The organism is Providencia vermicola, from assembly GCF_010748935.1.
GTDB lineage: Bacteria > Pseudomonadota > Gammaproteobacteria > Enterobacterales > Enterobacteriaceae > Providencia > Providencia zhejiangensis.
The window spans coordinates 1298614-1324749 of sequence record NZ_CP048796.1; the positions used below are offsets into that span (position 1 = coordinate 1298614).

Consider the following 26136-nt stretch of genomic DNA (forward strand, 5'->3'; position numbering starts at 1 on the left):
AACCCATCGTTAATACGTGTATGGTATATTGCAGCAGCATAACGTTTGCCAGCGATATGATCCGGAGCCCTTAAATATGTGGAAAAAGCTTCACCAACTTGCCATCCCAGTCAACCTCTATCAATTATGTGGACGATTGACACCTTGGTTTATTATTCTCAGTGTCATTTTTTTAGCACTAGGATGGGGGTGGGGATTCGGGTTTGCACCAACTGATTATCAGCAAAGTGATAGCTATCGCATCATGTACATCCATGTTCCTGCTGCAATGTGGTCCATGGGAATTTATGCCACGATGGCGATCATCGCATTTACTGGCTTAGTTTGGCAGATGAAAGTCGCTGAACTGGCGATTGCAGCCATGGCGCCAATTGGCGCTGTTTTTACCTTTATCGCTTTAGTCACTGGGGCGACATGGGGAAAACCGATGTGGGGTGCATGGTGGGTGTGGGATGCACGTTTAACTTCTGAGCTTATCCTCTTTTTCCTTTATGTCGGTATTATTGCTCTTTGGCATGCATTCGATGATCGTCGAACAGCCGGAAAAGCGGCTGCAATATTAGTGTTAATTGGTGTTATTAATTTACCGATTATTCACTATTCTGTTGAATGGTGGAATACACTGCATCAGCCGTCAACACGCATGCAGCAAAGTATTAATCCTGCGATGCGCACGCCATTGCGCTTAGCGATTCTAGGTTACCTATTTTTATTTATTTCTCTGACGCTGGTGCGTTTACGTAATCAACTCTTACTACTGGAACGTAATCGCCCGTGGGTTCTTGATATTGTGAACAAGAAGGGGCGCAAATCATGAGTAGTGCATTTGCATCTTGGAGCGATTTTTTTGCGATGGGAGGCTATGCATTTTATGTATGGCTAGCCGTCGCCTTGACGATTACCCCATTGTTGTTGCTGTGTATTCACACGGTGTTACAACGAAAAATGATAATTAACTCAATTATTGCACAGCAAGCAAGAGAAGCGAGACAAAAAGCGGCACGAGCGCGTCGGGAGGTTGAGTGAATATTCGTCGTAAAAATAGATTATGGCTAGTCTGTGCAATCCTGATTGGTGTGGGGTTAACGGTAGCATTATTACTTTATGCACTTCGCTCCAGTATTGATCTGTTTTATACGCCCGGAGAGATTATTTACGGAAAACGGGAAACACAACAGATACCCGAAGTCGGACAACGCTTACGTGTTGGTGGAATGGTGATGCCGGGCACTGTGCAGCGTGATCCTGATTCACTCAAAGTCACTTTTACCGTGTATGACGCTGAAGGGGAAGTTGACGTCAGCTATGACGGTATCTTGCCTGATTTATTCCGTGAAGGTCAGGGCGTTGTTGTGCAGGGCGAGTTGGCTGAAAATCACCATGTTATTGCGAAAGAAGTACTCGCTAAACATGATGAAAATTATACGCCACCAGAAGTTGAGCAAGCGATGCAAGAAAATCACCGCAGACCCGCGGCTGCTTATAAGGATAACGCGTCATGATCCCTGAGGTTGGAAACCTATTATTATGTCTAGCATTGGGGATTGCAGTATTACTGTCTGTCTATCCATTATGGGGCGTATCGCGGCATGATGAACGACTGATGCGTTCATCTAGGCCTTTGGCTTGGCTACTATTTTTGTGTGTCACGGGCGCTTTTTTGGTCTTGGTCAATGCATTCGTTGTGAATGATTTTTCTGTTACTTACGTCGCTAATAATTCCAATACGCAATTGCCGATCTGGTACCGTGTGGCGGCAACATGGGGAGCTCACGAAGGTTCCTTGCTGTTATGGGTACTGTTGATGAGTGGTTGGACATTTGCGGTCGCCTTGTGTAGCTATCGTATGCCACTGGATATTGTGGCACGCGTTTTAGCCGTGATGGGAATGGTCAGTGTAGGTTTTCTATTATTCATTATTTTTACCTCTAACCCATTTTCACGCACATTACCGTCTTTCCCAATTGAAGGTCGTGACCTCAACCCACTTTTGCAAGACCCCGGTTTGATTTTTCATCCACCATTATTGTACATGGGCTATGTCGGATTTTCGGTGGCTTTTGCGTTCGCGATTGCAGCACTATTAAGTGGTCGCTTAGATAGTTCGTTTACGCGCTTTGCTCGGCCATGGACGATGGCAGCTTGGTTTTTCTTAACATTAGGGATCATGCTAGGTTCAGCTTGGGCTTATTATGAGCTAGGCTGGGGAGGCTGGTGGTTCTGGGATCCTGTTGAAAATGCTTCATTTATGCCTTGGTTAGTCGGAACCGCGTTAATACATTCATTGGCAGTCACTGAGCAGAGAGCCACTTTTAAGGCTTGGTCACTATTGTTGTCTATTTTTGCATTCTCACTCTGCTTACTTGGTACCTTCCTCGTTCGTTCTGGCGTATTGGTTTCTGTGCATGCTTTCGCTTCAGATCCTTCCAGAGGGTTATTTATTTTAGCCTTTATGGTGTTAGTGATTGGCGGTTCATTGCTGCTGTTCGCAGTGAGAGGGCACAAAGTGCGTTCACGCGTTAATAATGCGCTTTGGTCGAGAGAGTCGATGTTATTGGCTAATAACGTGATCTTAACAGCCGCCATGCTAGTGGTGTTATTAGGCACATTATTACCGCTGGTTCATAAACAAATCGGCCTTGGAAGTATTTCGATAGGCGAACCCTTCTTTAACACCATGTTTATTGCCTTGATGGTGCCATTCGCACTGTTATTAGGTATCGGGCCGCTGGTACGTTGGGGACGAGATCGCCCCGCATCAATTCGCAAATTATTACTGATTGCATTGTTAGTGACGTTGATTTTGTCATTTCTGTTACCGTGGCTCATGCAAGATAGATTTGAGGCGCTCACCATACTTGGCTTGATGATGGCTTGTTGGATAGCGATATTAGCCGTCGCTGAAATGCGAGTGCGTATTAGCAAAAAAATTAAGCTGACGCCGAGCTATTGGGGAATGGTATTTGCACATCTAGGTTTGGCGGTGACGATTGTTGGAATTGCCTTTAGCCAAAATTACAGCATTGAACGTGATGTTAAAATGAAACCGAACGAAAGTGTGGTTATCCGTGATTATACTTTTGTATTTTATGGGGTACATGAAGCAGATGGCCCTAACTATCAAGGTGTTATTGGTAATATTGATGTTAAAGAAAACGGCAAACTGCTGACAAAACTTCAGCCTGAAAAGCGTTTTTATAATACCAGTCGTGCAGTCATGACTGAAGCGGCTATTGATGGTGGTTTTACCCGAGACCTGTATGCGGCATTAGGTGAAGAAATCGGTCCAAATGTTTGGACGATGCGTCTTTACTATAAACCATTTGTACGTTGGATATGGTCTGGCGGCATCTTAATGGCTGTTGGTGCACTGTTCTGCCTGTTCGATCCACGTTATCGTCGCCGTAAACCTGTGCCGGAGGCTGTATGAGCCGCAAAGTATTTTTGATCCCATTGGTTATTTTTGCTGCTATTGCTGCGGTTTTATTATGGCAATTAATGCGGAATGCGGAAGGTGATGATCCACGCTTATTGGAGTCTGCTTTAGTCGGAAAACCTGTGCCTGTATTTCGTTTAGAGTCTTTGGAAAACCCTGGACAACATTACGAATCTAATGTCTTGATACAGGGTAAACCTATTTTATTAAATGTGTGGGCAACATGGTGCCCTACGTGTCGTGCAGAGCACAAGTACCTCAATGAACTTGCAGCTCAGGGGGTACGAGTGGTAGGCCTCAATTACAAAGATGATAGGCAAAAAGCCATTGTTTGGTTACGCGAGTTAGGTAATCCCTATGATTTAAGCCTATTTGACGGTGAAGGCATGTTAGGCCTTGATTTAGGCGTTTACGGAGCACCAGAAACTTTTTTGATTGATGGCAATGGTATTATTCGCTATCGCCATGCAGGAGCGATGGATGAGCAAGTCTGGAATAAGGAAATGAAGCCGCTGTGGGATAGATATAGCAAGGAGGCCAATCAATGAAATACCTTATTGGCTTTTTGATGTTTCTGCTGACCGCTACGCATACTTTTGCAGCGACAGAGGTTTTTACCTTCGATAATGAGCAACAGGAGCAGCAGTTTCGTAAATTAACCGAGGAGCTACGCTGCCCTAAATGTCAAAATAATAGTATCGCTGATTCAAATTCTATGATCGCGTTAGACTTACGCCAAAAAGTGTATGAGCTAATGAAAGAAGGCAAAAGCCGTGACGAAATTGTTGATTATATGGTGGCGCGGTACGGTTATTTTGTCACTTATAATCCGCCGTTGACGCCATTAACACTGTTGTTATGGGGCTTACCTTTTGCCGCTATTATTGTGGGTGGATGGATTATCTATGCACGTTCTAAAAAGCGAATACGTGTAAAGAGTGTTGCTGAGCATGAGCCGCAACTGGTTGATGCACTAGAATCAACACGCGCAAGTGGTTGGGTATATGTTCCTGGAGTGATTATTGCGGTTGGTATTGGGATTGCAGCTTATTATCAGGTAGGAAATTATAGCAAAGTTACCGATTGGGATTTGGCTTACCAGCAAGCTCCAGCTTTACTCGATAGGGCATTAGATCCGTCAGAGCCGCCATTAAATAATGAAGAAATGGAACGCCTTGCATTAGGACTACGTTCTCGGTTACAGGATGAACCTTTGAATGTGGATGCATGGGTGATGTTAGGTCGCATAGGCATGGCGTTAAATAACGCAACAATGGCGACAGATGCATATGGGCGTGCTTACCGTCTTAAACCCACAGATGATAACATTGCATTAGGCTATGCCGAGGTTTTAACCCGTTCTTCTGATCCGGAAGATAATCGGTTGGGGGGCGAGTTATTACGCAAATTGATCGCTGAAAATCGAATGAATGTGAAGGCGCTCAGTATGTTTGCCTTTAATGCATTTGAACAAGAACGTTACGCTGAAGCAATCTCGGCTTGGCAGATGATGCTGAAGCTATTGCCTGAAAACGATCAGCGTAGACATGTTATTGAACGTAGTATTGAGCAAGCATTAATGATGATACATGAGAAAAAAGCGGCTCAGCAGTAGCGGGTTAAATTTTTCAACGAAATAAAAAAGGGGAGCTAAAGCTCCCTTTTTTTATTTTTCACGATAGATTTAATTTTAATGTCAATAGGTTACCTTTTACTGTGAGTTGTATTAGCCATCATTTTTCTGGTCAGGCAACGTGTGACAGGGTACTGATTGGAGTGGAACCGAACTTTTTAGTCTACTGATGACATTTATAGGAAAAAATAAAATCAATGAAAATGCAAAAATTTGAATCGATTCAATTTTGAATTTAGCGGGTTAAAATTGAAAATTAAGTAATTTATTTATTTAAAACTCTTTATAATTAACTATTAGTGATAAGTTTATTTTTCTTTTTATAATTGATTGAAATAAATGTCTAATTTCATTTAATTTTGTTTTTTTATAATAAATCATATAGATGTTATTTTAATCTTAAATCAAATGATAATTAAATTAGCTAATGTTTTCTTATTTTATTTTGTATTTAAAATTAAATTTACCTTAACGTAATATGCTTTTGCTTTTTTTTGTTTTTATTTTTGTGTTTTTTGCTTTTTTTTGCTTTGTCTTGGGAACATATGATTATTATCACATTAAAATAACATTATCTGAATTAGAGTAAATGCCATGAGGTAAAATGGCATGAAAGCAGAACGACATAAAAAAATAATTAATTTTTTAAAAAATGCAGGCTCAGCAAAAGTTTCTGTTTTGTCGAAAGAACTGAATGTCACAAAAGAAACCATTAGAGCAGATTTAAATTCTTTGGCAAAAAAAGGAATTGTTAGCCGTTGCCATGGTGGCGCATTCATTGAATTTGAATCCCTAGATAAAGTTGCAAAAAAAGAAATTATACAATTTCTTGAATGTAACGATAGCCTTAATGAAATTACCAATAAGGATGATTCAGTGAACGGCAAAGTTTGTGTGTTAGGTTCATTTAATGTTGATATGATAAGTTATTTGCCTCGATTACCAGAGGCTGGCGAGTCATTATTATCAAATAAATTTATATTTTCACCGGGTGGCAAAGGATGTAATCAGGCCTTAGCTGCAAGTTATTCAGACTCACAGGTACACTTTATTACTAAAATTGGTACTGACCAATTTAGTGATTATGCGGTGAATTTTATTTCATCATCAAAAATTAAGACATCAACTATTTATCAGACCGAAAAATTCCAAACAGGTACAGCATCAATTTTTGTTTCGGAAAATAGTGGCGAAAATATCATCTCAATTTATCCTGGCTCGAATATGGATATTAGTTCAGATGAAGTGAAAATCCAAAAAGATAAGATTATTAATTCTAATATTATCCTGTTGCAGCTTGAAACCAATATTGAGGCATTAAGGGAAATTATTTCAATAGGTAATGAATATAATATCCCAATTATTTTAAATCCAGCACCTTATAGTGACATTGCGATTGAGCTATTGGAAAAGGTCGATATTTTAACGCCAAATGAAACTGAAGCGAGTTTGCTCTCAGGTGTCAATGTTGTTGATATGGAATCTGCAAAAAAAGCGGCAGAAATTATTCATACCAAAGGTGTTAAGAAGGTTGTCATAACGCTGGGAAGTAAAGGTTCTATTGCTTATGATGGCAATAAATTCATTTACTCCCCCGCTTATACGGCTGTCGTTAAAAATACCGCAGGTGCAGGAGACGCGTTTAATGGTGCGTTGGCCGCATCATTAGCGAAAGGAAAACAGTTTTCTTATGCGTTGCGTTATGCCTCTGCATTTTCATCGCTTGCCGTAGAAACCAGTAATGCTTCAGAAATGCCTGAAGATATTAATGTGATGTATCGTATTAACCAAACAACCTACTCGCAGGTTGTTACTCAGTCCCCTGAATAATTCATATTCTGAAAGAGGAATAAAAATGAAAATTTTATTTATTGGTGAGTCATGGCACATTCATATGATTCATACTAAAGGCTACGACAGTTTTACTTCGAGTAAATATGAAGAGGGGGCGACATTTTTATTAAGCTGCCTAAGAAATAAAAATGTCGAAATTGATTATATGCCTGCTCATACCGTTCAAATGGCATTTCCTAAAACGGTAGAGGAATTGGAAAAATATGATGTTGTTGTCATCAGCGATATTGGTGCAAATACATTCTTATTACAGAATGATACTTTCTATAATATGAAAGTATTACCAAATGCACTGCAATTAATTAAGCAATACGTAATTAATGGTGGTGGGTTATTAATGATTGGTGGCTATTTATCCTTTATGGGTATTGAAGCTAAAGCGAATTATAAAAATACGCTATTGGCGGATGTATTGCCAGTTGAAATGTTAGACGGTGATGACCGTGTTGAAACACCAGAAGGTATTTTTGCAACGCCAGTTAATTCTGCACACGATTCAGTTAAAGGTTTTGGCAATTGGCCAATGTTCTTAGGCTATAACAAAGTTAAAGCTAAAGATAATACTGAAACGGTTCTAAATATTGGCGAAGATCCATTATTAGTTTTCGGCGAATATGAAAAAGGTAAAACAGCCTGTTTTATGAGTGATTGCTCACCACATTGGGGAAGTAAAGAATTTATGGCTTGGGAACATTACTCTGATATGTGGGTAAATATTCTAAAACAGATCGCTCGCTAATTAAAATATCATCAAAAGTAAAATAGCAAAAAAATAAGAAATTAAGTGTGGGGAGTTCCCCCGCACTTTGTACTCCGATTACAAAAATAATGACTCATAGTCAAAAATCCAAAAGGAATATTTTATGAGTGCAAAAAGTTATTCTACACCTTTACTGATGATAGCAACGGTTTTAGCCGGTATGTTATCGCCAATGCAATCTGCTGTTAATGGGCAACTAGGGGATGTATTAAAAGACGGTAATGCCAGCGCTGTGATTTCTTTCGCCAGCGGTTTAGTTGTGATGTTTTTTATTATCATAGCTAAAAAACAGACCAGACAACAATTTGCTGCCATTCCCAGTTTAATTAAACAACGTAAAATTCCATTATGGAACTGGTTTGCAGGTTTATGTGGCGCAATGGTCGTCTTCTCTGAAGGGGCTTCTGCGAGTGCTCTGGGGATCGCAACATTCCAAACCGCATTGATTTCAGCACTATTATTATCAGGCTTACTGTGTGACCGTTTTGGGATCGGTATTGACGAGAAAAAACCGTTTACCACTTTCCGTGTATTAGGGGCTGTTTTTGCTGTTGTTGCCACCTTATTTGTTGTTTCACCGCAATGGCATTCGACGTCAGCGATTTACTTAGCCATTCTTCCATTCTTAGCCGGTCTCTTAGCTGGATGGCAGCCTGCGGGTAACTCGAAAGTTGCAGAAGCGACAGGGTCAATGATGGTCTCTATCACCTGGAACTTTATTGTTGGCTTCACCGTTTTAACCGTCGCGCTGGTGATTCGTATGGCGCTGGGTCACATCACCCTTGAATTACCAGGTGTGTGGTGGATGTATCTCGGTGGACCATTAGGACTTATGTCTATCGCATTAATGGCTATCTTGGTTCGTGGATTAGGATTGTTAATGTTAGGGGTGGCATCAACAGCAGGGCAATTACTCGGTTCTGTGCTGATTGATTTATTGCTGCCATCACTGGGAAATACTGTTTATCTAGTGACGATCATTGGAACTCTATTTGCACTCGTCGGTGCGATTATTACGACTATTCCTGAATTTAAAGAAGCAAAGGCTGCAAAAACAGCAGGAGTATAAAATGAAAGGTTATATTCAGACAGTAACTGGGCCAGTTAAAAAAGAAGATATGGGTTTGACTCTTCCCCATGAACATCTGTTTAACGATTTATCAACGGTAGTCGATGAACCTTTTTATGATTTCTCACATGTCTTAGTCGATAAAAAAGTCAGTGCGGATATTCAGTGGGGGCTTAAACATGATCCATATTGCTGCTGTGACAATATGGATAAAAAACCCATCGATGATGTGATTTATGAAGTGAATAACTTCAAAGAGCTTGGAGGGAAAACCTTAGTTGATGCAACAGGCTCTGAAGCGATTGGTCGTGATGTCCGTCAATTACGTGAAGTGGCGATAAAAACAGGTATTCATGTTGTTGCTTCCTCGGGGCTATATATCGAGAAATTTGAAGGCGAGCGTCTGGTTAAAAGCATCGATGAGATGGCCAAAATGATCGATGATGAATTAAATATTGGTATTGATGGCACGGATATTCGAGCAGGTATGATTGGTGAGATTGGGGTGTCACCATTTTTTACTGAGGGCGAAAAAAATAGCCTTAGAGCAGCATCTGTAGCACAGCTAGCCAACGACCATGTTTCTATGAATATTCATATGCCAGGCTGGCAACGTCGTGGTGATGAGGTATTGGATATCTTAATTAAAGAAATGGGCGTTAACCCCGCTAAAATCTCATTGGCACATTCAGATCCCTCCGGAAAGGATATCGATTATCAACGTCGTATGTTGGACAGAGGCGTATGGCTTGAATTCGATATGATAGGTCTTGATATTTCCTTTCCAAAAGAAGGGGTTGCGCCAACCGTTACTGAAACGGTTGATGCAGTCTATAAACTGATCGAGTTGGGATACAGTAACCAGATTGTTTTAAGTCACGATGTTTTCTTAAAACAGATGTGGGCTAAAAATGGTGGAAATGGTTGGGGATTTGTTCCCAATGTTTTCTTATCGTTATTGGCGAAAAAAGGTGTTGATAAAGCAACGCTAGATCGTTTATGTATCGATAACCCAGCTAATTTACTCACTTAATCAGTCACCCTTTGTTATTCGTTTTTTATTTTGCGGCGATAGCGTAATAGCGATTGCCGCTTTTTATTGGATCTTTTGAAACGAAGCGTGAAGCACATTTTCTATCTTATGGGTAACATTATTGACAAAAAACGATAACAACCAGAAGGTAAATAGGATACACTTTTGCCCGTTAAAAAATAAAAACAGATATGACGGAAAAACGTTGCACCTGCAAGCTAAATATAGACAACTCGCCGCTTATCTTGCGCTTCTTGCTGTCGCAATGCTGTTTATTGCCCCATTGATATCAAAATCAATGATGCAGATGGCAGACTGCTCTCTTGTGGATAGTCAGGCACAACATGCGATGCACCATGCGCATCAAGGGATGCCATTGCCAGAAGAATGCCATGCAAGTGGTATGATGAATCACCTGCTTATGTCAGGCGTTGGGTTATCTCCAATGGAAGACATTGCTTGTGGCTATTGTCAGCTATTGATTCATTTCCCATTTATCATTTTGTTTATTGCAGTGGTTATTCGCCAACTGCTCACTTTAACGATTGACTTACCCTTAGAACCTTGTGTTCGCCTTTATCTATTTCGACCTTGGTCTCTACGCTTTGCACGAGCGCCGCCTACACACTTTTCTTCTTAATTATTGAAAAATATTAAATTTAATCTGTCACATTTGCCGTATTAAGTGCAAAGGGTGCGCTTTATCTTGAATTTGGCTTGGCCAATTCAGGCGGCATTGTTACGTCATAAAGAAAAGAACTAGGCAAAATAATGAAAAAAGAAAATTTGGTCATCGCACCTGTCGCAATATGGGTTGCTACTGCGCTTATTGCAAATACAGCATTCGCTCATGAAGAAAATCAAAGTAAATTCTCAGACAGCGCGGTGATGATAGTGACAGCACCTGTTGATTCACCACTGCTGATAAGTACATCACCAAAAATACCTCGGCAGCCAGTGCCTGCAAGTGATGGTTCTGATTATTTAAAAACCATCCCCGGCTTTTCGCAGATTCGTAATGGTGGAACCAATGGCGACCCAGTATTTCGAGGTATGTTTGGCTCTCGATTACGTATTTTAACCAACAACAGTGAAATGTTGGGGGCTTGTCCATCACGTATGGACGCTCCTACGTCTTATATATCACCAGAAAACTTTGACTTACTGACAATGATTAAAGGGCCACAGTCTGTTTTGTGGGGACCTGGAAACTCAGCGGGAACTATCCGTTTTGAGCGTGAAAAGCCAGTATTTGATAAAGCGGGCATTCAAGGAAATGCGAGTGCGTTAGTCGCATCAAATCAGCGTTGGGATACGAATGCGGATGTCAGTATGGGCAATGAAAAGGGTTACTTACGTTTGATTGGTAACAAATCGCGTTCGAATGACTATAAAGATGGGGATGGTAATAAGGTGCCATCAAAATGGGATAAATGGAATGCCGATGTAGCCCTTGGTTGGACCCCTGACGAGTATACGTTATTAGAACTTACCGCGGGGAAAGGGGATGGAGAAGCGCGTTATGCCGGCCGTGGAATGGATGGTTCGCAATTTAAGCGTGAAAGCTTAGGTATGCGTTTTGAAAAAACGAACATTAGTACTCATTTTGATAAGTTAGAAGCCAACCTGTATTACAACTACGCGGACCATATCATGGATAATTACTCATTGCGTGATACCAGTGGCTCTGCGGGAAGTGGCTCAGGTCATATGGGACATATGATGGGCGGTGGTCATGGCATGATGAACATGCCAATGAAGATGCGTGTTGATCGTAAAACCGTCGGTGGTAGGGTCATGGGAACTTGGCTGTGGAGTGATTATGAACTGCGCGCTGGTGCTGATATGCAAAGTAACACACATCGTAAAGAGAGCAATGATCACTGGAATAAAGATGCACAATTTCAAGATTACGGTATTTTTGGTGAGCTGACATGGGATGCCAACGAACATGGAAAAGTTGTTACAGGTGCCCGAGCAGATAGGGTCTTAGTGGATAATGATACTACGATTGGCTCATCTGGCCGTAATACCGTGATGCCGGCTGGTTTTGTGCGTTATGAACATTCGTTGCCGGATATGCCAGTCATGTTGTACGCGGGGGTGGGTTATACCGAGCGATTCCCTGATTATTGGGAGCTGTTTTCACCAACCTATGGCCCTGATGGTACAACGAATGTATTTGATCATTTAAAAACTGAAAAAACGACTCAGTTAGATATCGGTGCAAAATATCATCACGAAAAAACCAGTGCATGGGTTTCTGCTTATATTGGCCGTGTGGATGACTTCATTTTATTCCGTTATAACCCACATAATTCACGAGAAAGCCAAGTTGAAAACGTTAATGCCATGATTATGGGGGGAGAACTGGGTGTTGCTCATAAATTAACGGATGAATGGAAAGCGGATGTGAGTCTTGCCTATGCTTGGGGAGAGAATCGTAGTGATCGACAACCATTACCACAGATGCCTCCATTAGAGACGCGTTTCGGGTTATCTTGGGAGAAAAATGATTGGACTGCGACAGGGTTAATGCGTGTTGTTAGCAGCCAACATCGTGTTGCAATCAATGATGGTAATGTCGTGGGTAAAGATTTTGGTCGTAGTGCTGGTTTTACTATTTTCTCTCTTAATACCGCTTATCGTGTTAACGATCATATGAAGTTAAGTGCTGGTGTGGATAATCTGTTTGATAAAAACTATAGCGAACACCTCAATTTAGCAGGTAATAGTGGATTTGGTTATTCATCTAATGAACCTGTAAATGAGCCTGGTAGAACGTTTTGGGCTAAATTAAACTTAACTTTTTAATTAGATATTACGGATTGAAAGTAACATAGCCGATAGTGATATCGGGTATTTCAAACTACTGACAAAGCCCTCGTTTTTTGAGGGCTTTGATCTTATAAGGTCAGTATAAATAATGAGCTAACCGATTGGTTAAAAGAAGCATTCCCCCAACAATATCAGTTCGCAGCCCTTGCGGTGAATGAACTGATTTCTGAAGAGCGCCTTGTTAGAAAAATCGATATCGCGATGAGGCTTGAATTTATTTTGATGTCTTCGCAATACAGGGTGGCTTCCTCTCTTTCATTGCGGTCAGTGCTTTTTTGCGGACAGTGTCAGTGATTGTCCCGCCGAAAATAAAAACGCAGGCCTGATTGTCACACAATAAACCATGACTTTTGGGCAAAATAAAAAGCAATAACCAGAGTTTTTACACTTTCAAAGCACGGTACATTGAGCTCATCATCGTCAATGAGGTATCTAACATGCTACTTAAAGGTAAAACGGCAATTATTACTGGCGCATCTTCAGGCATTGGTCGCTCTATTGCCATCATGTTCGCACAGAACGGGGCTTCTGTTTGTTTGACTGGCCGGCGTGAAGAAGAGCTTCAGCGAGTGGTAAGTGAGATCCGTTCTGCGGGGGGAACGGCGATTTATTATGTTGGAGATGTGTGTTTAGAAAAAACGCATAAGGGAATATCAGACCTAATATCTCAAGAGTTTGGTCAGTTAGATATTGCGGTTAACAATGCCGGTATGGTCGGGCCAATAAAACCCGTTGCCGAGTTCGATCTCAATGAATGGAATCAAGTTCAGAATACAAACTCTACCGCTGCGTTCTTAGGGGTTAAACACCAGATACCCTTGATGGTTAAATCGGGTGGTGGCTCGATCATATTCACATCCAGTTTTGTTGGCAGTCGTGTTGGGCTTCCCGGAATGAGCAGTTATGGTACGGCAAAAGCGTCCTTGCTGGCATTAGCTAAAGGTATCGCTGCGGATTATTCCGATAAGAAAATACGGGCAAACGTTATTTTACCGGGTGGGGTTAACACGGACATGGCAGGAGATCAGCAACAGCGTGAATGGGCTGCCAATTTACATGCAATGAAGCGGTTAGCTGAACCGGAAGAAATTGCATCTTCAGCGTTGTTTCTGGCGAGCTCTATGTCGAGCTTTATGACTGGGACTTCACTGTATGTTGATGGTGGCGTTTCAGTGTGCAAATAAGTTTTCTTTCAGAGTAAAAAGCCCCTACAGTAGGGACAAAATACCATCGGGATCGCATATGGGAGTCATGGTAGTTTTTCCCTTGGAACGAAATGATGTCAGTCGTTGAACGGCGAATAAACCCCATGCAAAAAGCATGAGGCTCGTCAGTGGTCTAAAATACCCGATAGTGATATCGGGTATTTTATAAAAGAACGATGGATAGCGCTAAATATGGTTAGCGGCCAATATCTCTTAGGGCATGACCTTTCATTAAATTTTCTTCAATATGCTCTAATGAAACATTCTTTGTTTCAGGCACAAAGTAGAGTGTGACAATAATAAATAGGGCGTTCAGTGCCGCGTAAACCCAAAATGTATTGGTGTCTCCTAATGTTGATAGCAATGTTAGGAAGGTTGCACTGACAATCATATTGGCTATCCAGTTTGATGTAGTGGAACAAGTGATACCAAAATCACGTCCTCTCAAAGGTTGAATTTCAGAACAGAGCACCCACATAACGGGTCCTGCACTCACAGCAAAGCCAATAATAAAGATTAATAAAAAGGCGATGCTAGTGTACTGTGATAATTGAGAGTGAGCATCGAATGACAATAAGTAGGCAAGAAAACCGATACTGATTGCCATGACACTAAAGCCAAAGGTTAATAATTTTTTCCGCCCGAAACGGTCAACAATCGAAATCGCAAAAATAGTGGCGATGACGTTGACGAGACCAATGAGAACGGTGCCATACATTTGCTGAACGGTACTTTCAAAACCAGCGAGCGAAAAAATTTTGGGCGCATAATACATAATGACATTAATACCGGTCAGTTGTTGCATAAATTGTAATGCAATCCCCAAAAAGACAGTGCGGCGGAAATTACTGTTGCTTTTGAATAATCCAAATCCAGTTTGTTTTACTTTTAAGCTGTTAAATATATCCTCTAATTCTTGTATTGCTTCAGTTTCTGATTTCCTTAATTTTAATAAAATAGCTTTGGCATCATTAGACCTATTTTTGCTGGCTAACCAACGAGGGCTTTCGGGTAAAAAAGTGACACCAATAAATAACAGAACAGCAGGAATAGCGGTTATTCCGAGCATCCAACGCCATGCATGATCATAACTAAAAGCAGTATCAGAAATAAAAGCCAGTAAAATACCAATAGTAATCATTAACTGATACATAGAGATCATCCCACCCCGGATCTTTTTAGGTGCAATTTCTGATAAATAAGCGGGGGTCGTGAATGATGAAATACCAATAGCGAGTCCTAATATGACTCTTGAAAAAATAAGTATATTGGCATTGGGTGAAAAAGCAGAACCTAACGCACCGATAATAAATAATATTGAGCTAATTAATAAACTTTTCTTTCTTCCCCCCAAAGAAGATAACCAGCCACTAATAATTGCACCGGCGGCTGCACCGAACATCATTGAGCTAACGACGAGTTCTTGTTGGGTTGAAGATATATCAAACTGCTGACTTATAAAGGGAAGGGCGCCAGAAATAACACCGGTATCTAAACCAAAAAAAAGGCCTGCTAGCGCGGCGAGTAAGCCGACAAAGATAACCATAAGACCCGTTGGTGTATTATTTTTAACCATGATCATTAGTCCCTTATCGTAAAGTTAGATTATTATTTATCTGTCCTTTCAAAAGATAAGACTCAGATTTATCCTAACGCGATATTTATCTATTTTCAATGGGAGATAGTTATATTAAATATTAACCTTATTTAAACAACATTCAAATAAATATGTGGAATGATACAATGTAGTCGTTATTGGAATATCATTTATTGATGTTTGTTTTGATAATGAAATTGATATTTATTAATGTTAATGATCATAAAAGTATTCAACGTTATTTATGTCAAAATAGCTGTATACAGAAGATGGGGAATTAACGATTAACTCACATGAACATTTTATTCTAAATCTAAAATGTCTTTTTGTATCATCAATATATTAAATTAAATAATAGACTACATTTGAATGACGATTTTATCGGTAATTGATAGAGCTTATGATGATGGTTGATAATGAGCCATCATTCTATTTGAGGAGCTTTTGAATTTATTATTGATGTATTTTTATTGCTTCAGTCCATATAAACGAATATGTATTATCGGCAATATTACTGCGGTTGTTTTGTTTTTTTATTAACGTTCAGGATGGGAGTCATAACCCCTCGCGTTGCGAAGGGCAATGATAGTGTCAGATAATGACGGGAATATAATAGTTTAGCTCTTTAAGGTAGGTACGAGGACTATTAAGAAATGATTGGTAATTAGGCTTAGTTTTTAAGACATAGTTTTCAATGTCACAGCCTTCTCCTCTCGCTATATCCATACTCGCGAGGACTTTCCCATAAACAGTGTAGATGATATCGTTGTAATCGATGCCATGAAGCTCATCGCAGGTAAACTTAATTTGTAAATAGTCACCATCAGGGAGAGTCATCGTTTTGGGATTAAAGGCGACAGTATCAAGGTCATCCTCATCCAATGCAGTGGTATAACAAAATTGTCCTTCCTGCGAGTCGATCGTATCAACGCCATGAATTGCATATAAATTAGTGGTAACGCATTGGGTTTCACTGAGGAATTCTCGCCAGTAATAGCGTCTGAGTTCTTCGGTTTTAAAATTCCACTCATTAATCCCTTTTGTATACCGGTGCTGTTTGCCGATAAGTGTAATGGGCTCTAACTTGGTTAGGCTAACCTCAACACTAAATTCTTTGCTTTCCCTTAATGGCAAACAAAAGCCTTCAATTTTCCAGCCTGTTCTTTTGCGATACTCAGAAGGTGTGACATTGAACTGTTTTTTAAAGGCTCGACAAAATGTTTGTTGCGAGTCAAATCGATAACGCAAAGAGATATCCATAATGCTATCGTTTGTGAGCCGAAGAGCCACTGCTGAACAAGATAAACGCCTAGCACGGATATAGGAACCTAAGGCAAGCCCTGTTTGATTTTTAAATAGGCGTTGGAAATGCCATTTAGTATATCCTGATTTTTCAGCAACAGTATCTAAAGATAGGCGAGACTCTAAATTTTTCTCGATCCAAAGAATAATTTCTCTGATAACACTTTCTTGAAGCATGATGACCCTTTTAAATCGGCTTTGTCCAAGATCTAAAATAAAGATAGAGTGAACATGATTTGGACTTTTTAGGCTATACCAAAATACATTCCAGTCGGCATCAGGATAGCATGCCGACTGAGAATTTTTTTAAATAGTTGTGAAGTTAAGTAAGTTTATGACTAAAATCACACCTAACTTAAATTATTAGTCCAATCTAAATCATATACTCACAAAATGATAGGGTTAATTTGCCAAATTTGAGAAGCATAGTCTTTTATCGTTCTATCTGACGAAAAAAATCCCATATTGCAAATATTTTGTGCAACTTTGGCTTGCCAAGCTAATGGGTCTTGATATAGATGATCGACCTGTTCTTGCGTATTAATGTAGCTACGATAATCTGCAAAGAGTAAATATTGATCGCCGCCATCTAATAAGCTATGCGTTAAATCTTGATAAAAATTAGGGGTATCAGGTTTAAAATAGCCGTTCGCAATTTGGTCTATGACCTGTTTTAGTTCCGTATCATTTTCATAATACCAGCGTGGGTAATAGTAGTTTTGCTTGATTTGTTTCACTTGATCAATGGTATTCCCGAATATGAAAATATTATCAGGACCGACATGCTCACGAATTTCAACATTGGCGCCATCTAATGTGCCTATTGTTAACGCCCCATTTAGCGCAAATTTCATATTACCCGTTCCCGACGCTTCAGTACCTGCGAGAGATATTTGTTCAGAAAGATCGGTCGCAGGGATAATTTTTTGTGCCAAACTGACACTGTAATCAGGGATAAAAACGACTTTTAGCCGTGAATCAATGCGTTGGTCATTATTAATAACGGTAGCAACATCGTTGATGAGATGAATAATTTTTTTAGCCGCGCTATAGGATGAGGCCGCTTTACCTGAAAAAATCACCACACGAGGTACCCAATTTTTTTCAGGGTTAGCTAATATTCGATTATAGCGAGTAATGACATGCAGTAAATTTAATAGCTGGCGCTTATATTCATGGATGCGTTTGATTTGTACATCAAATAAGGCTTCGGGATTGATAACAATTTGCTGAGTTTGTGCAATAAAGTGCGCCAATTTCATTTTGTTGTTTTTTTTCACTTGGCTCAATTTGTCTAAGAACTGTGGGTAATCTATCCATTGTTTCAGTTCGCAGAGCTGCGGTAAGTCAACTAACCATTGTTGGCCAATATAACTTTCTATCATCGACGTGAGTTCAGGGTTCGCAATGGCTAACCAACGTCTAGGTGTAATGCCATTGGTGATATTGCAAAATTTATTGGGAAAAATTTTAGCAAAGTCAGCAAAGAGAGAATCCGTCATTAGCTGGCTATGTAGTTTAGAGACACCATTCACTTTATGGCTGACGATAGCTGCTAGCCAAGCCATTCGAACGAGCTGTCCATGCTCTTCATTAATGATGGAAACACGTCGAGGAAGTTCATAATCATGTGGAAACTCTTGGCTAACATGCTGTAAAAATTCATCATTAATTTGATAAATGATTTGCAAATGGCGCGGTAGAATTTTACGGATCATTTCAACTGGCCAAGTTTCCAGCGCTTCACTCATTAAAGTATGGTTTGTATAAGAAAATACTCTTTTTGCCAGAGTCATTGCTTCTTGCCAACTCACTTGGTGTTTATCGACCAGTAGTCGAATAAGCTCCGGAATAGCAAGAACAGGATGCGTATCATTTAAATGAATGGCTACTTTGTCCGCTAAGTTATCCCAACGTTTATACACTAGCCAGTGTCGATAAAGTATGTCTTGAACTGAAGCAGAAACAAGAAAAAATTCTTGCTTTAAGCGTAGTTCTTTTCCTGAATAGGTAGAGTCGTTAGGGTAAAGAACGCGGGAAACATTCTCAGAGTCATTTTTTTTCTTTACCGCTGAATAATATTCGCCATCATTAAAAATTTGTAGGTCGAACTCATCGCTTGCTTTAGCACTCCATAGACGGAGCGTATTGGTTGCTTCAGTATTATAGCCGGGAATGATTTGATCATAAGCAATGGCGATAATATCGTTAGTTTTTACCCATTGATAACGACCTTCTTCTTCGACTACATGGCCTTCAAATTGTATTTGATAGCGACTTTCTGTTCGAGGAAACTCCCAAGGATTTCCATGAGCAAGCCAGTCGTCTGGACATTCAATTTGCTGGCCATTACGAATGGTTTGTTTAAACATGCCGTATTCATAACGAATGCCATAGCCGCCACCGGGTAGGTTCAGTGTGGCTAGAGAGTCTAAAAAGCAAGCTGCTAGCCTCCCTAAACCCCCATTACCTAGACCTGGGTCTGTTTCTTGCTCTAACAACTGTTCGAAATCGAATCCGAGTTCAGTCACTACTTGAGTCAGGTCATCATACATATTCATTGAAATCAATGCATTGGATAATGATCGCCCAAGTAAAAACTCCATCGATAAGTAGTAAACTTGCTTAACCTGCTGCGAATAGGTCGCTCGATTAGTTGTCATCCAACGGTTTACAACCCGATCGCGTATCGCCAATAAAATAGCCTCTAACCATTCCCTTTGCGTTGCAATATAAGGTTCTTTGCCAATCACAAATTTCAATTTATAGATAATCGAGCTTTTTAGTGCCTCTTGTGTCACTTGGGGAGAATGACATTCATAAACAAAATGGGTGCTCACAATTTCATTCCTTATTCATTATTCAAATTATCTAACATTTCTTTTGTGACAAGAACGATACCCTGTTCAGTTCGGTAGAAACGTTGACTATCTTCTTCAGGATTTTCACCAATGACTGTATTTTCAGGAATAATACAGCCTCGATCGATAATACAACGCCGCAGACGTGATGAACGTCCAACATTGACGCCGGGGAGTAAAATAGAAGATTCAATATTGCAAAATGAGTTAACTCTTACACGAGGGAATAATACGGAATGGATAACAATAGAGCCTGAAATAATACAGCCGCCTGCAACCAGCGAGTTCATCGTCATTCCATGGCTTCCAGAACGATCTTGCACAAATTTTGCTGGCGGTAATGGTTCCATATAAGTTCGAATCGGCCAGTTTCGGTCATACATATCCAACTCAGGTGTCACAGATGCTAGATCAAGTGTCGCGGACCAATAAGCTTCTAAGGTGCCGACATCGCGCCAATAAGGGGGAACATTGCTATTACTTGTGACGCATGAATATTCAAAGGGATGTGCGAGAGCTTCTCGGCGAGCAACAATTTTGGGAATGATATCTTTTCCGAAATCATTACTCGAATTGGGGCAAATACTATCGTCCTCAAGCATTTTGTAGAGATAATCACTATTAAAAATGTAGATCCCCATGCTGGCTAAACATGAATCGGGAGATGCTTTTAATACAGGAGGATGCTGAGGTTTTTCATGGAATTGAGTGATCCAGCGGTTATCATCAATTTCCATTATACCGAATTGATGGGCTTCTTCTTTTTTTACTTTAATACAAGCAACGGTAAATTTTGCGTCGTTATTTACATGATCGAGCAACATGCGAGAGTAATCCATCTTATAGATGTGATCACCGGCAAGGATCACGACATACTCAGCATCATAATTACGAATAATATCCATGTTCTGATAGACGGCATCAGCGGTGCCTTTATACCAGTGATCTGTTATTTCTCGCTGTTGTGCCGGAAGTAAATCGACAAACTCATTCATCTCTTCATTGAAAAAAGACCATCCTCTTTGTATATGTTGGACTAATGAATGAGATTGATATTGGGTGATGACACCAATACGTCTAATTCCAGAATTTAGACAATTGGATAATGCGAAATCGATAATACGAAATTTTCCCCCAAAGTGAACGGCGGGTTTAGCGCGTTTGAGGGTTAAACCTTTAAGACGTGTACCTCTACCACCAGCAAGGATTAGGGCAACTGATTTTTGAGGTAAATGACGTGCTAACATCATCATATTATTCATATCATTATGAGACATACCTTAGAACTCTCCAAAATGAACAAATTGTTATTTAAAGATTCCCCAGTTGCTGCATATATTTTATATTTGTTCTTTTTAATTCAGTGACCTAACTATTGTGTTATTCACTGTTTACAATTGGTTATAACTTTCCAAATATAATATAAATCTTTGAAATCATTTTATGACGGTTATTTATCTAATAATGATGACTATTTTTGATTTTTATGCTTTTTATCATCAATAATATACTAGACTTTGAGAATTAAAATATGACTTTAAATGTTTTTTTATTAAAAAAATTAATAGTCTGAAATCAATAGACATAAAATGTCACAAAATTTAAAGGTAAACTTACTTAATTTGATTATAATATAGAACTAATCTTATAGTTACTTTTCGAAATGGAAATAAAATATTAATAATAAACATATTAAAAATATGTGTTATAGTCTTTTAAAGACATTCCCAAATTGAATAATACGAAATTAGGATACGTTTTTTTTGTGATTAGTGTCACAATACGTTTTCGGTAATAATATAGCTTGCTTTTGATTTTTTCTAATGTAATTCAAGTTGTTATTATTTTATCTCTAGTATTATTCTTTTGTGGATAATCGTAATTGGAAGGTTTTTTTAGCGTAATTGTTTAATTTAAATCAATTAAATTATAGGGATTGAATGTTAATTTACGCACCATAAAACTAACTGCACTTCGATTATATTTTAGGGGGTTATTATGCAAAAAGATAATATTGCAAAAATGCTAGGTATCAAAATTCGTAAACAAAGAGAAAGTCATAAAATGACGTTAAAGCAAACAGCGCGATTGATTGGTGTTTCAGAGGATCAAATGTGCCGTTTTGAAAGTGGCGAAAGTTGTATTGACGTCGATTCATTATTTCAGTTTGCCTGCTTATTTAATTTAGAGCCAACCACGTTTCTATATGGGGTTGTTAACGTTAACGTAGGTACTCGGTGCACTCTCCATTAAAGGGATAACATATCGCAAGGAAGGTATAAATATCTTGTGAGCACTATCAGTAAAACTACTAGGATTAAACATAGCGAGATACTATGAGAAAGTTAATCGGACCGGAAGAAATTACAGAGCGTCTGCGGTTACTCTGTTTCTTCCGGGCTTGATTGTTCAATATAGTAATATTACTTAATTAATCTAGATTTAATCAAAAAAAACAATCAATAAAGTTATAATTATTAATGTTATTAATTCGTATTGATTATGTTTTTAATCATTAAATAAATTTACTTAATTCAAGTTGTGTTAAAATAGACTCAGTCATTTGATTAACCAGTAATAACTGAGTAGTTACCCGTATTTTGTTTATTTTATGTAAACTTAATATGAAATAATCAAGTTGCTTTATCATCAATGAGTTTTCGTCAATAATTGAATTTTGATTATTGAACATTAGAAAATTCTCGAATTGAAGATCATGATGGTGTTGTTTTAACGACAATTTATCTGAAACATTACCTGTATTAAAAAACAGTTCAAATGAAACGAGAAAGCCATCATTATTTTTAAGGTTAATAATTAATACATCGCCGGCTTCAATATTAGATAGCGGACGAGAGTATTGAACAGATGAGGTATCGAATTTAAAGTCAGGAAGTGAATTGAGTAATAACGTCACTTTTTCTGCAATTAATGAGCGTAATTTAGCTTTAGAAAGCGGGTCATTTTGATCAATTTGCCTATGGGCTGATAAACGTAATAAGCCACTATCGGGTATACTTTTGTTCGATAATATTGCTTTAACTTTGTCGTATTGGTTAGAAAAGAGTAATACGTTACTTTGACAAATATTAGCATCGTTTTGTTTGGCTAATTTTAATAAATCGTTAAATTCATTAGTTCCATAATTTGGAACATTATTAAGTAATATATTTTTACCTGAATGAATAGTGGCCTGAATAATAAATTTTAATAATTCATCACTACAGACGGAGGTGACAATAACGGTATCAACAGCATCATTTTCTATCAGCTGTTCAATTTTTCTTTTTTGACAAATGAAGTAAGAAGCGGAAGGAAGGGGAGACTCAAGCACACAGACGGATTTAAGTTCACAATGGTGTTGGCTATGTAATATTGCCTGCGTATACCATTGGTTATGCCTAGGCGAGCCGATAAGGCCAATACCCGTCTTGTTTAACGAAACAAGCGCATGTTGCTGTTCAAGCAAGCGAAGGTGGCCAAAGAGATAGAGAAAGTGCGTATTCATGTGATCATTCCTCACCGAAAGATTAGTTTCAGGTGTTTACATTATTTCAACATAACAGCGTGGAATAATAATTCCATTATTATTTTTATTGAAATTGATGTTTTCTGATGGGTATCACAATTTTATTATCGCTGATAATAAATCCATATTGGATTAAATAAACTCTCTATATTCAATTGGTTATTATATTTTTAATCTATAAATCTATTGTGTGTTTCGATATTTATCGGTCTTTCTGCTGTTAATAAGGATTAATAATCGTATTTTTTTATTATATCTTATTGATATTTAAAAAATTAATTAATTTTATCATGTGGGGAGTAGAGAAAGGCGTTTAATATAACGTGAGTCTGTTGGGCTTAGTCACAACGGAGGTATTTGTGAGTAAAGCCCATTTTCGATTAAACCAGTTTACTGCCTTGTCGATAAGCCAGCGCAACCGTGAGCGATTGTACTAGACAAAGTGTTGCGGATTGTGAACGGAATGCATCAACCTGCGCTTCTTTGATAACAAAGCAAACATCACTAAAACTTGCGAGTGGGCTAATTTGGCTATCCGTGATCACGATTTGTTTGGCACCAGTCTGTGCTGCTTTTTCGCTGACCATAATGGTTTCTTCAGCATAAGGTGTAAAACTAATTGAAATGACAACGTCATTTTCACCAATTCGACTTATTTGCTCTTTGAACATACCACCAAGACCGTCAATTAATTGAGGGCGGCACTCTAAATGGCTAAGAGCATAACTTAAATAAGTGGCAACACTGAAGGAACGGCGTAAGCCAATGATATAAACATTATTTGCTTCAGATAAAAGCGTTACTGCCTTTTCTAAATCTTCTGCTGGCGTTCTGGCCGCCATTTGTTGCAATGCTTGCGCATTGGAGAGTGCAAATTCTTTTAAGATCTGAGCGGGATCATCGCTGAGTTCTTGGTCACTATCCATTTCACGAAATAAGCGAGCGCGATCAGTATAGCTTGCTGTCTCTTCAACTAAATTCATACGAAACAATTGTTTCATTTCATTAAATCCACTGAAATTAAATGCATTGGCAAAGCGGATTAAAGTTGAAGGTGGAACATTGGCTTCTTTAGCGATGACCGCCACAGTATCAAATGCCACGCTATTCGTGTTATCCAGCACATAGCGTGCTACTTGTTGCAGCCGTTTACTTAGTTCATCGTAACGGGAGCGAACTTGCTCCTGAAATTCATTCAAATTCGATGCAGTTGACATAAAACCTCCGTGACTAGGCTATTGATTGTAGTTATTTTCAGCCGTTAGTCGAATGTTTTTGAAAAACTAATCCGACCAAATGGAATAATCAATTCATATTGCCTTTCATACTGAGGGCTGATTAAAACGATTTTTAAAACATCTGTCTTTATCTTCAATCGACAATTTCATAAAAACTCAGTCTGGATCACATAAATTGAATGTTATTTCAGTTTTAGTTGAAAATGAAATGAATATTTCATATATCTTTAGCAACAAGGTAACTCTATCAGCTAAAGAGAGGCAACATGCAACAGATTCAGAATTTCATTGGCGGTGAACTTGTATCCAGCCAAAGTGGGCGTTTTGCACCCGTATTTAACCCTGCAACAGGTGAACAAATAGCTCAAGTTGTGTTGAGCAGTGCCGCTGAAACTAAACAGGCAATAGAGGTCGCCCACAAAGCTTTCCCTAAGTGGTCAAAACTGTCACCACTCAAACGTGCTCGTATCCTATTTAAATTTAAGGCACTACTTGAAGCCAATATGGATGATTTAGCGCGTTTAATTTCTCAAGAGCATGGTAAGGTTTTTTCCGATGCGGTTGGCGAGTTAACTCGTGGTCTAGAAGTTGTTGAATTTGCTTGTGGTATCCCACATTTACAAAAAGGTGAGCACTCAGCGAATGTTGCAACAGGTGTTGATAGCCACTCGTTAATGCAACCATTAGGTGTGTGTGTAGGTATTACACCTTTTAATTTCCCTGCCATGGTCCCCATGTGGATGTTCCCCGTTGCGTTGGCTACGGGAAATACATTTGTACTTAAACCTTCTGAAAAAGATCCTTCTCTCGCTATTGCGCTAGCAAAATTGTTAAAAGAAGCAGGTTTACCAGATGGTGTCTTTAACGTTGTACAAGGTGATAAAGAATCGGTTGATGTACTCTTAAGAGCACCTGAAGTTCAAGCGGTTAGCTTTGTTGGTTCAACGCCAATTGCTGAGTATATTTATACAACGGCTTCAGAACATGGCAAACGTTGCCAAGCTCTCGGCGGTGCGAAAAACCATTGTATCTTGATGCCTGATGCGGATATGAATCTGGCGACAAATGCAATTATGGGCGCTGCATTTGGTGCGGCGGGTGAACGCTGTATGGCTCTATCTGTTGTGCTGGCTGTTGGCGATGAAACTGCGGACACATTGATTACTCATTTAGAAGCGCAAATCGCTAAAATGACTGTCGGCCCTGGCATTGTTGAAGGTAAAGAAAATGATATGGGGCCTGTGATTTCTGCACAGCATAAAGCGAAAATTTGTGATTACATTACCAGCGGTGAGAAACAAGGCGCTAAATTGTTGGTTGATGGCCGTGATTTTAAAGTCGCCGGCTTCGAAAACGGTTATTTTGTTGGACCGACCCTGTTTGATAATGTCACCCCTGAAATGGATATCTATAAAGATGAAATTTTTGGACCCGTACTTGCGATTGTTCGTGTTCCTGATTTCGAAACAGGGTTGAAATTAATTAACCAACATGAGTATGGCAACGGTACCGCTATTTTCACGCGCGATGGTGAAACTGCCCGTGAATTCCAAGAAAATGTCATGGCAGGCATGGTCGGTATCAATATCCCAATTCCAGTCCCAATGGCATTCCATAGCTTTGGTGGTTGGAAACGCTCTATCTTTGGACCTTTGAACGTTCATGGTAATGATGGTGTTCGCTTCTATACACGTATGAAAACGGTTACCAGCCGTTGGCCTGCAAGTGTACGTCTGGAGCATCATGAAAGTAGTTTCACAATGCCAACTATGGAATAAATG

At 39.3% G+C, this 26136-nt stretch carries 21 protein-coding genes; 15 read left to right on the forward strand and 6 right to left on the reverse strand.

Features of this window, described 5'->3' with window-relative positions:
* Window positions 1-76: 76 nt before the first annotated feature.
* The 13 genes from G3341_RS05565 to G3341_RS05625 all read left to right on the forward strand — a co-directional run bounded on the left by G3341_RS05565 (window position 77) and on the right by G3341_RS05625 (window position 13807).
* Entirely contained in the window at window positions 77-817 is a 741-nt protein-coding gene (locus G3341_RS05565; RefSeq protein WP_154623890.1) for a heme ABC transporter permease, read from the forward strand.
* Window positions 814-1026: a heme exporter protein CcmD gene (gene ccmD, locus G3341_RS05570; RefSeq protein ID WP_154623891.1), complete on the forward strand. Its 213-nt coding sequence runs from the start codon at window positions 814-816 to the stop codon at window positions 1024-1026. Before G3341_RS05565 ends, ccmD begins: the two co-directional genes overlap by 4 nt.
* Window positions 1023-1502, forward strand: coding sequence for a cytochrome c maturation protein CcmE (ccmE, locus tag G3341_RS05575; protein WP_163860862.1), 480 nt, complete (start codon window positions 1023-1025; stop codon window positions 1500-1502). The genes ccmD and ccmE overlap by 4 nt, the downstream gene beginning before the upstream one ends.
* The gene (locus G3341_RS05580) at window positions 1499-3430 is read left to right on the forward strand and encodes a heme lyase CcmF/NrfE family subunit (protein WP_163860863.1); all 1932 of its coding nucleotides are present in this window, start codon (window positions 1499-1501) and stop codon (window positions 3428-3430) included. The genes ccmE and G3341_RS05580 overlap by 4 nt, the downstream gene beginning before the upstream one ends.
* Window positions 3427-3984: a thiol:disulfide interchange protein DsbE gene (dsbE, locus tag G3341_RS05585; protein WP_163860864.1), complete on the forward strand. Its 558-nt coding sequence runs from the start codon at window positions 3427-3429 to the stop codon at window positions 3982-3984. Before G3341_RS05580 ends, dsbE begins: the two co-directional genes overlap by 4 nt.
* Window positions 3981-5051, forward strand: a complete 1071-nt coding sequence (locus G3341_RS05590) for a cytochrome c-type biogenesis protein CcmH (RefSeq protein ID WP_163860865.1) — start codon at window positions 3981-3983, stop codon at window positions 5049-5051. Before dsbE ends, G3341_RS05590 begins: the two co-directional genes overlap by 4 nt.
* Window positions 5052-5678: 627 nt before the next feature.
* The gene (locus G3341_RS05595) at window positions 5679-6899 is read left to right on the forward strand and encodes a PfkB family carbohydrate kinase (RefSeq protein WP_154635595.1); all 1221 of its coding nucleotides are present in this window, start codon (window positions 5679-5681) and stop codon (window positions 6897-6899) included.
* A 25-nt stretch (window positions 6900-6924) separates the two neighbouring features.
* Complete coding sequence (locus G3341_RS05600) at window positions 6925-7662, forward strand: glutamine amidotransferase (RefSeq protein ID WP_154623976.1); 738 nt, start codon at window positions 6925-6927, stop codon at window positions 7660-7662.
* 124 nt (window positions 7663-7786) lie between these two features.
* Window positions 7787-8752, forward strand: a complete 966-nt coding sequence (locus G3341_RS05605) for a DMT family transporter (RefSeq protein WP_154622002.1) — start codon at window positions 7787-7789, stop codon at window positions 8750-8752.
* 1 nt (window position 8753) lies between these two features.
* A complete protein-coding gene (locus G3341_RS05610) occupies window positions 8754-9785 on the forward strand; it encodes a phosphotriesterase family protein (protein WP_154622001.1) in 1032 nt (343 codons plus the stop codon).
* Between the two features lie 265 nt (window positions 9786-10050).
* On the forward strand, window positions 10051-10425 hold the full coding sequence (locus G3341_RS05615; RefSeq protein WP_375097492.1) for a DUF2946 domain-containing protein: 375 nt from the start codon (window positions 10051-10053) through the stop codon (window positions 10423-10425).
* Window positions 10426-10556: 131 nt separating this feature from the next.
* A complete protein-coding gene (locus G3341_RS05620; RefSeq protein ID WP_163860867.1) occupies window positions 10557-12599 on the forward strand; it encodes a TonB-dependent copper receptor in 2043 nt (680 codons plus the stop codon).
* Window positions 12600-13060: 461 nt separating this feature from the next.
* Complete coding sequence (locus tag G3341_RS05625; RefSeq protein ID WP_154621997.1) at window positions 13061-13807, forward strand: SDR family oxidoreductase; 747 nt, start codon at window positions 13061-13063, stop codon at window positions 13805-13807.
* A gap of 217 nt (window positions 13808-14024) precedes the next feature.
* On the opposite strand, the gene G3341_RS05630 is transcribed toward G3341_RS05625, so the two are convergent.
* The 4 genes from G3341_RS05630 to glgC all read right to left on the reverse strand — a co-directional run bounded on the left by G3341_RS05630 (window position 14025) and on the right by glgC (window position 20865).
* Window positions 14025-15404: a sugar porter family MFS transporter gene (locus tag G3341_RS05630; RefSeq protein WP_154621996.1), complete on the reverse strand. Its 1380-nt coding sequence runs from the start codon at window positions 15402-15404 to the stop codon at window positions 14025-14027.
* Window positions 15405-16016: 612 nt separating this feature from the next.
* Window positions 16017-16904, reverse strand: coding sequence for a helix-turn-helix domain-containing protein (locus tag G3341_RS05635; RefSeq protein WP_163860868.1), 888 nt, complete (start codon window positions 16902-16904; stop codon window positions 16017-16019).
* A gap of 209 nt (window positions 16905-17113) precedes the next feature.
* Complete coding sequence (gene glgP, locus G3341_RS05640) at window positions 17114-19567, reverse strand: glycogen/starch/alpha-glucan family phosphorylase (RefSeq protein WP_163860869.1); 2454 nt, start codon at window positions 19565-19567, stop codon at window positions 17114-17116.
* A gap of 11 nt (window positions 19568-19578) precedes the next feature.
* Window positions 19579-20865, reverse strand: a complete 1287-nt coding sequence (gene glgC, locus G3341_RS05645; protein WP_154621994.1) for a glucose-1-phosphate adenylyltransferase — start codon at window positions 20863-20865, stop codon at window positions 19579-19581.
* Window positions 20866-21586: 721 nt separating this feature from the next.
* Here glgC and G3341_RS05650 point away from each other — a divergent pair.
* Window positions 21587-21841 (forward strand): helix-turn-helix domain-containing protein, encoded by a 255-nt coding sequence (locus G3341_RS05650; RefSeq protein ID WP_154635594.1) that lies wholly within the window; start codon window positions 21587-21589, stop codon window positions 21839-21841.
* Window positions 21842-22103: 262 nt separating this feature from the next.
* Here the strand turns inward: G3341_RS05650 and G3341_RS05655 are convergent, their stop codons facing one another.
* A complete protein-coding gene (locus G3341_RS05655; protein WP_163860870.1) occupies window positions 22104-23096 on the reverse strand; it encodes a hypothetical protein in 993 nt (330 codons plus the stop codon).
* A gap of 401 nt (window positions 23097-23497) precedes the next feature.
* Window positions 23498-24334 (reverse strand): MurR/RpiR family transcriptional regulator, encoded by an 837-nt coding sequence (locus tag G3341_RS05660; RefSeq protein WP_163860871.1) that lies wholly within the window; start codon window positions 24332-24334, stop codon window positions 23498-23500.
* Window positions 24335-24621: 287 nt separating this feature from the next.
* Between G3341_RS05660 and G3341_RS05665 the strand changes: the two genes are divergently transcribed.
* Window positions 24622-26133 (forward strand): CoA-acylating methylmalonate-semialdehyde dehydrogenase, encoded by a 1512-nt coding sequence (locus G3341_RS05665; RefSeq protein WP_154622709.1) that lies wholly within the window; start codon window positions 24622-24624, stop codon window positions 26131-26133.
* Window positions 26134-26136 lie beyond the last annotated feature (3 nt).

What these genes read in the sequence shown, in the direction of transcription:
- G3341_RS05565 (WP_154623890.1), top strand. Translation starts at nt 77, where the DNA reads ATGTGGAAAAAGCTTCACCAACTTGCCATCCCAGTCAACCTCTATCAA.
- ccmD (WP_154623891.1), top strand. Translation starts at nt 814, where the DNA reads ATGAGTAGTGCATTTGCATCTTGGAGCGATTTTTTTGCGATGGGAGGC.
- G3341_RS05580 (WP_163860863.1), top strand. Translation starts at nt 1,499, where the DNA reads ATGATCCCTGAGGTTGGAAACCTATTATTATGTCTAGCATTGGGGATT.
- dsbE (WP_163860864.1), top strand. Translation starts at nt 3,427, where the DNA reads ATGAGCCGCAAAGTATTTTTGATCCCATTGGTTATTTTTGCTGCTATT.
- G3341_RS05590 (WP_163860865.1), top strand. Translation starts at nt 3,981, where the DNA reads ATGAAATACCTTATTGGCTTTTTGATGTTTCTGCTGACCGCTACGCAT.
- G3341_RS05595 (WP_154635595.1), top strand. Translation starts at nt 5,679, where the DNA reads ATGAAAGCAGAACGACATAAAAAAATAATTAATTTTTTAAAAAATGCA.
- G3341_RS05600 (WP_154623976.1), top strand. Translation starts at nt 6,925, where the DNA reads ATGAAAATTTTATTTATTGGTGAGTCATGGCACATTCATATGATTCAT.
- G3341_RS05605 (WP_154622002.1), top strand. Translation starts at nt 7,787, where the DNA reads ATGAGTGCAAAAAGTTATTCTACACCTTTACTGATGATAGCAACGGTT.
- G3341_RS05610 (WP_154622001.1), top strand. Translation starts at nt 8,754, where the DNA reads ATGAAAGGTTATATTCAGACAGTAACTGGGCCAGTTAAAAAAGAAGAT.
- G3341_RS05615 (WP_375097492.1), top strand. Translation starts at nt 10,051, where the DNA reads ATGCTGTTTATTGCCCCATTGATATCAAAATCAATGATGCAGATGGCA.
- G3341_RS05620 (WP_163860867.1), top strand. Translation starts at nt 10,557, where the DNA reads ATGAAAAAAGAAAATTTGGTCATCGCACCTGTCGCAATATGGGTTGCT.
- G3341_RS05625 (WP_154621997.1), top strand. Translation starts at nt 13,061, where the DNA reads ATGCTACTTAAAGGTAAAACGGCAATTATTACTGGCGCATCTTCAGGC.
- G3341_RS05630 (WP_154621996.1), bottom strand. Translation starts at nt 15,404, where the DNA reads ATGGTTAAAAATAATACACCAACGGGTCTTATGGTTATCTTTGTCGGC.
- G3341_RS05635 (WP_163860868.1), bottom strand. Translation starts at nt 16,904, where the DNA reads ATGCTTCAAGAAAGTGTTATCAGAGAAATTATTCTTTGGATCGAGAAA.
- glgC (WP_154621994.1), bottom strand. Translation starts at nt 20,865, where the DNA reads ATGTCTCATAATGATATGAATAATATGATGATGTTAGCACGTCATTTA.
- G3341_RS05650 (WP_154635594.1), top strand. Translation starts at nt 21,587, where the DNA reads ATGCAAAAAGATAATATTGCAAAAATGCTAGGTATCAAAATTCGTAAA.
- G3341_RS05655 (WP_163860870.1), bottom strand. Translation starts at nt 23,096, where the DNA reads ATGAATACGCACTTTCTCTATCTCTTTGGCCACCTTCGCTTGCTTGAA.
- G3341_RS05660 (WP_163860871.1), bottom strand. Translation starts at nt 24,334, where the DNA reads ATGTCAACTGCATCGAATTTGAATGAATTTCAGGAGCAAGTTCGCTCC.
- G3341_RS05665 (WP_154622709.1), top strand. Translation starts at nt 24,622, where the DNA reads ATGCAACAGATTCAGAATTTCATTGGCGGTGAACTTGTATCCAGCCAA.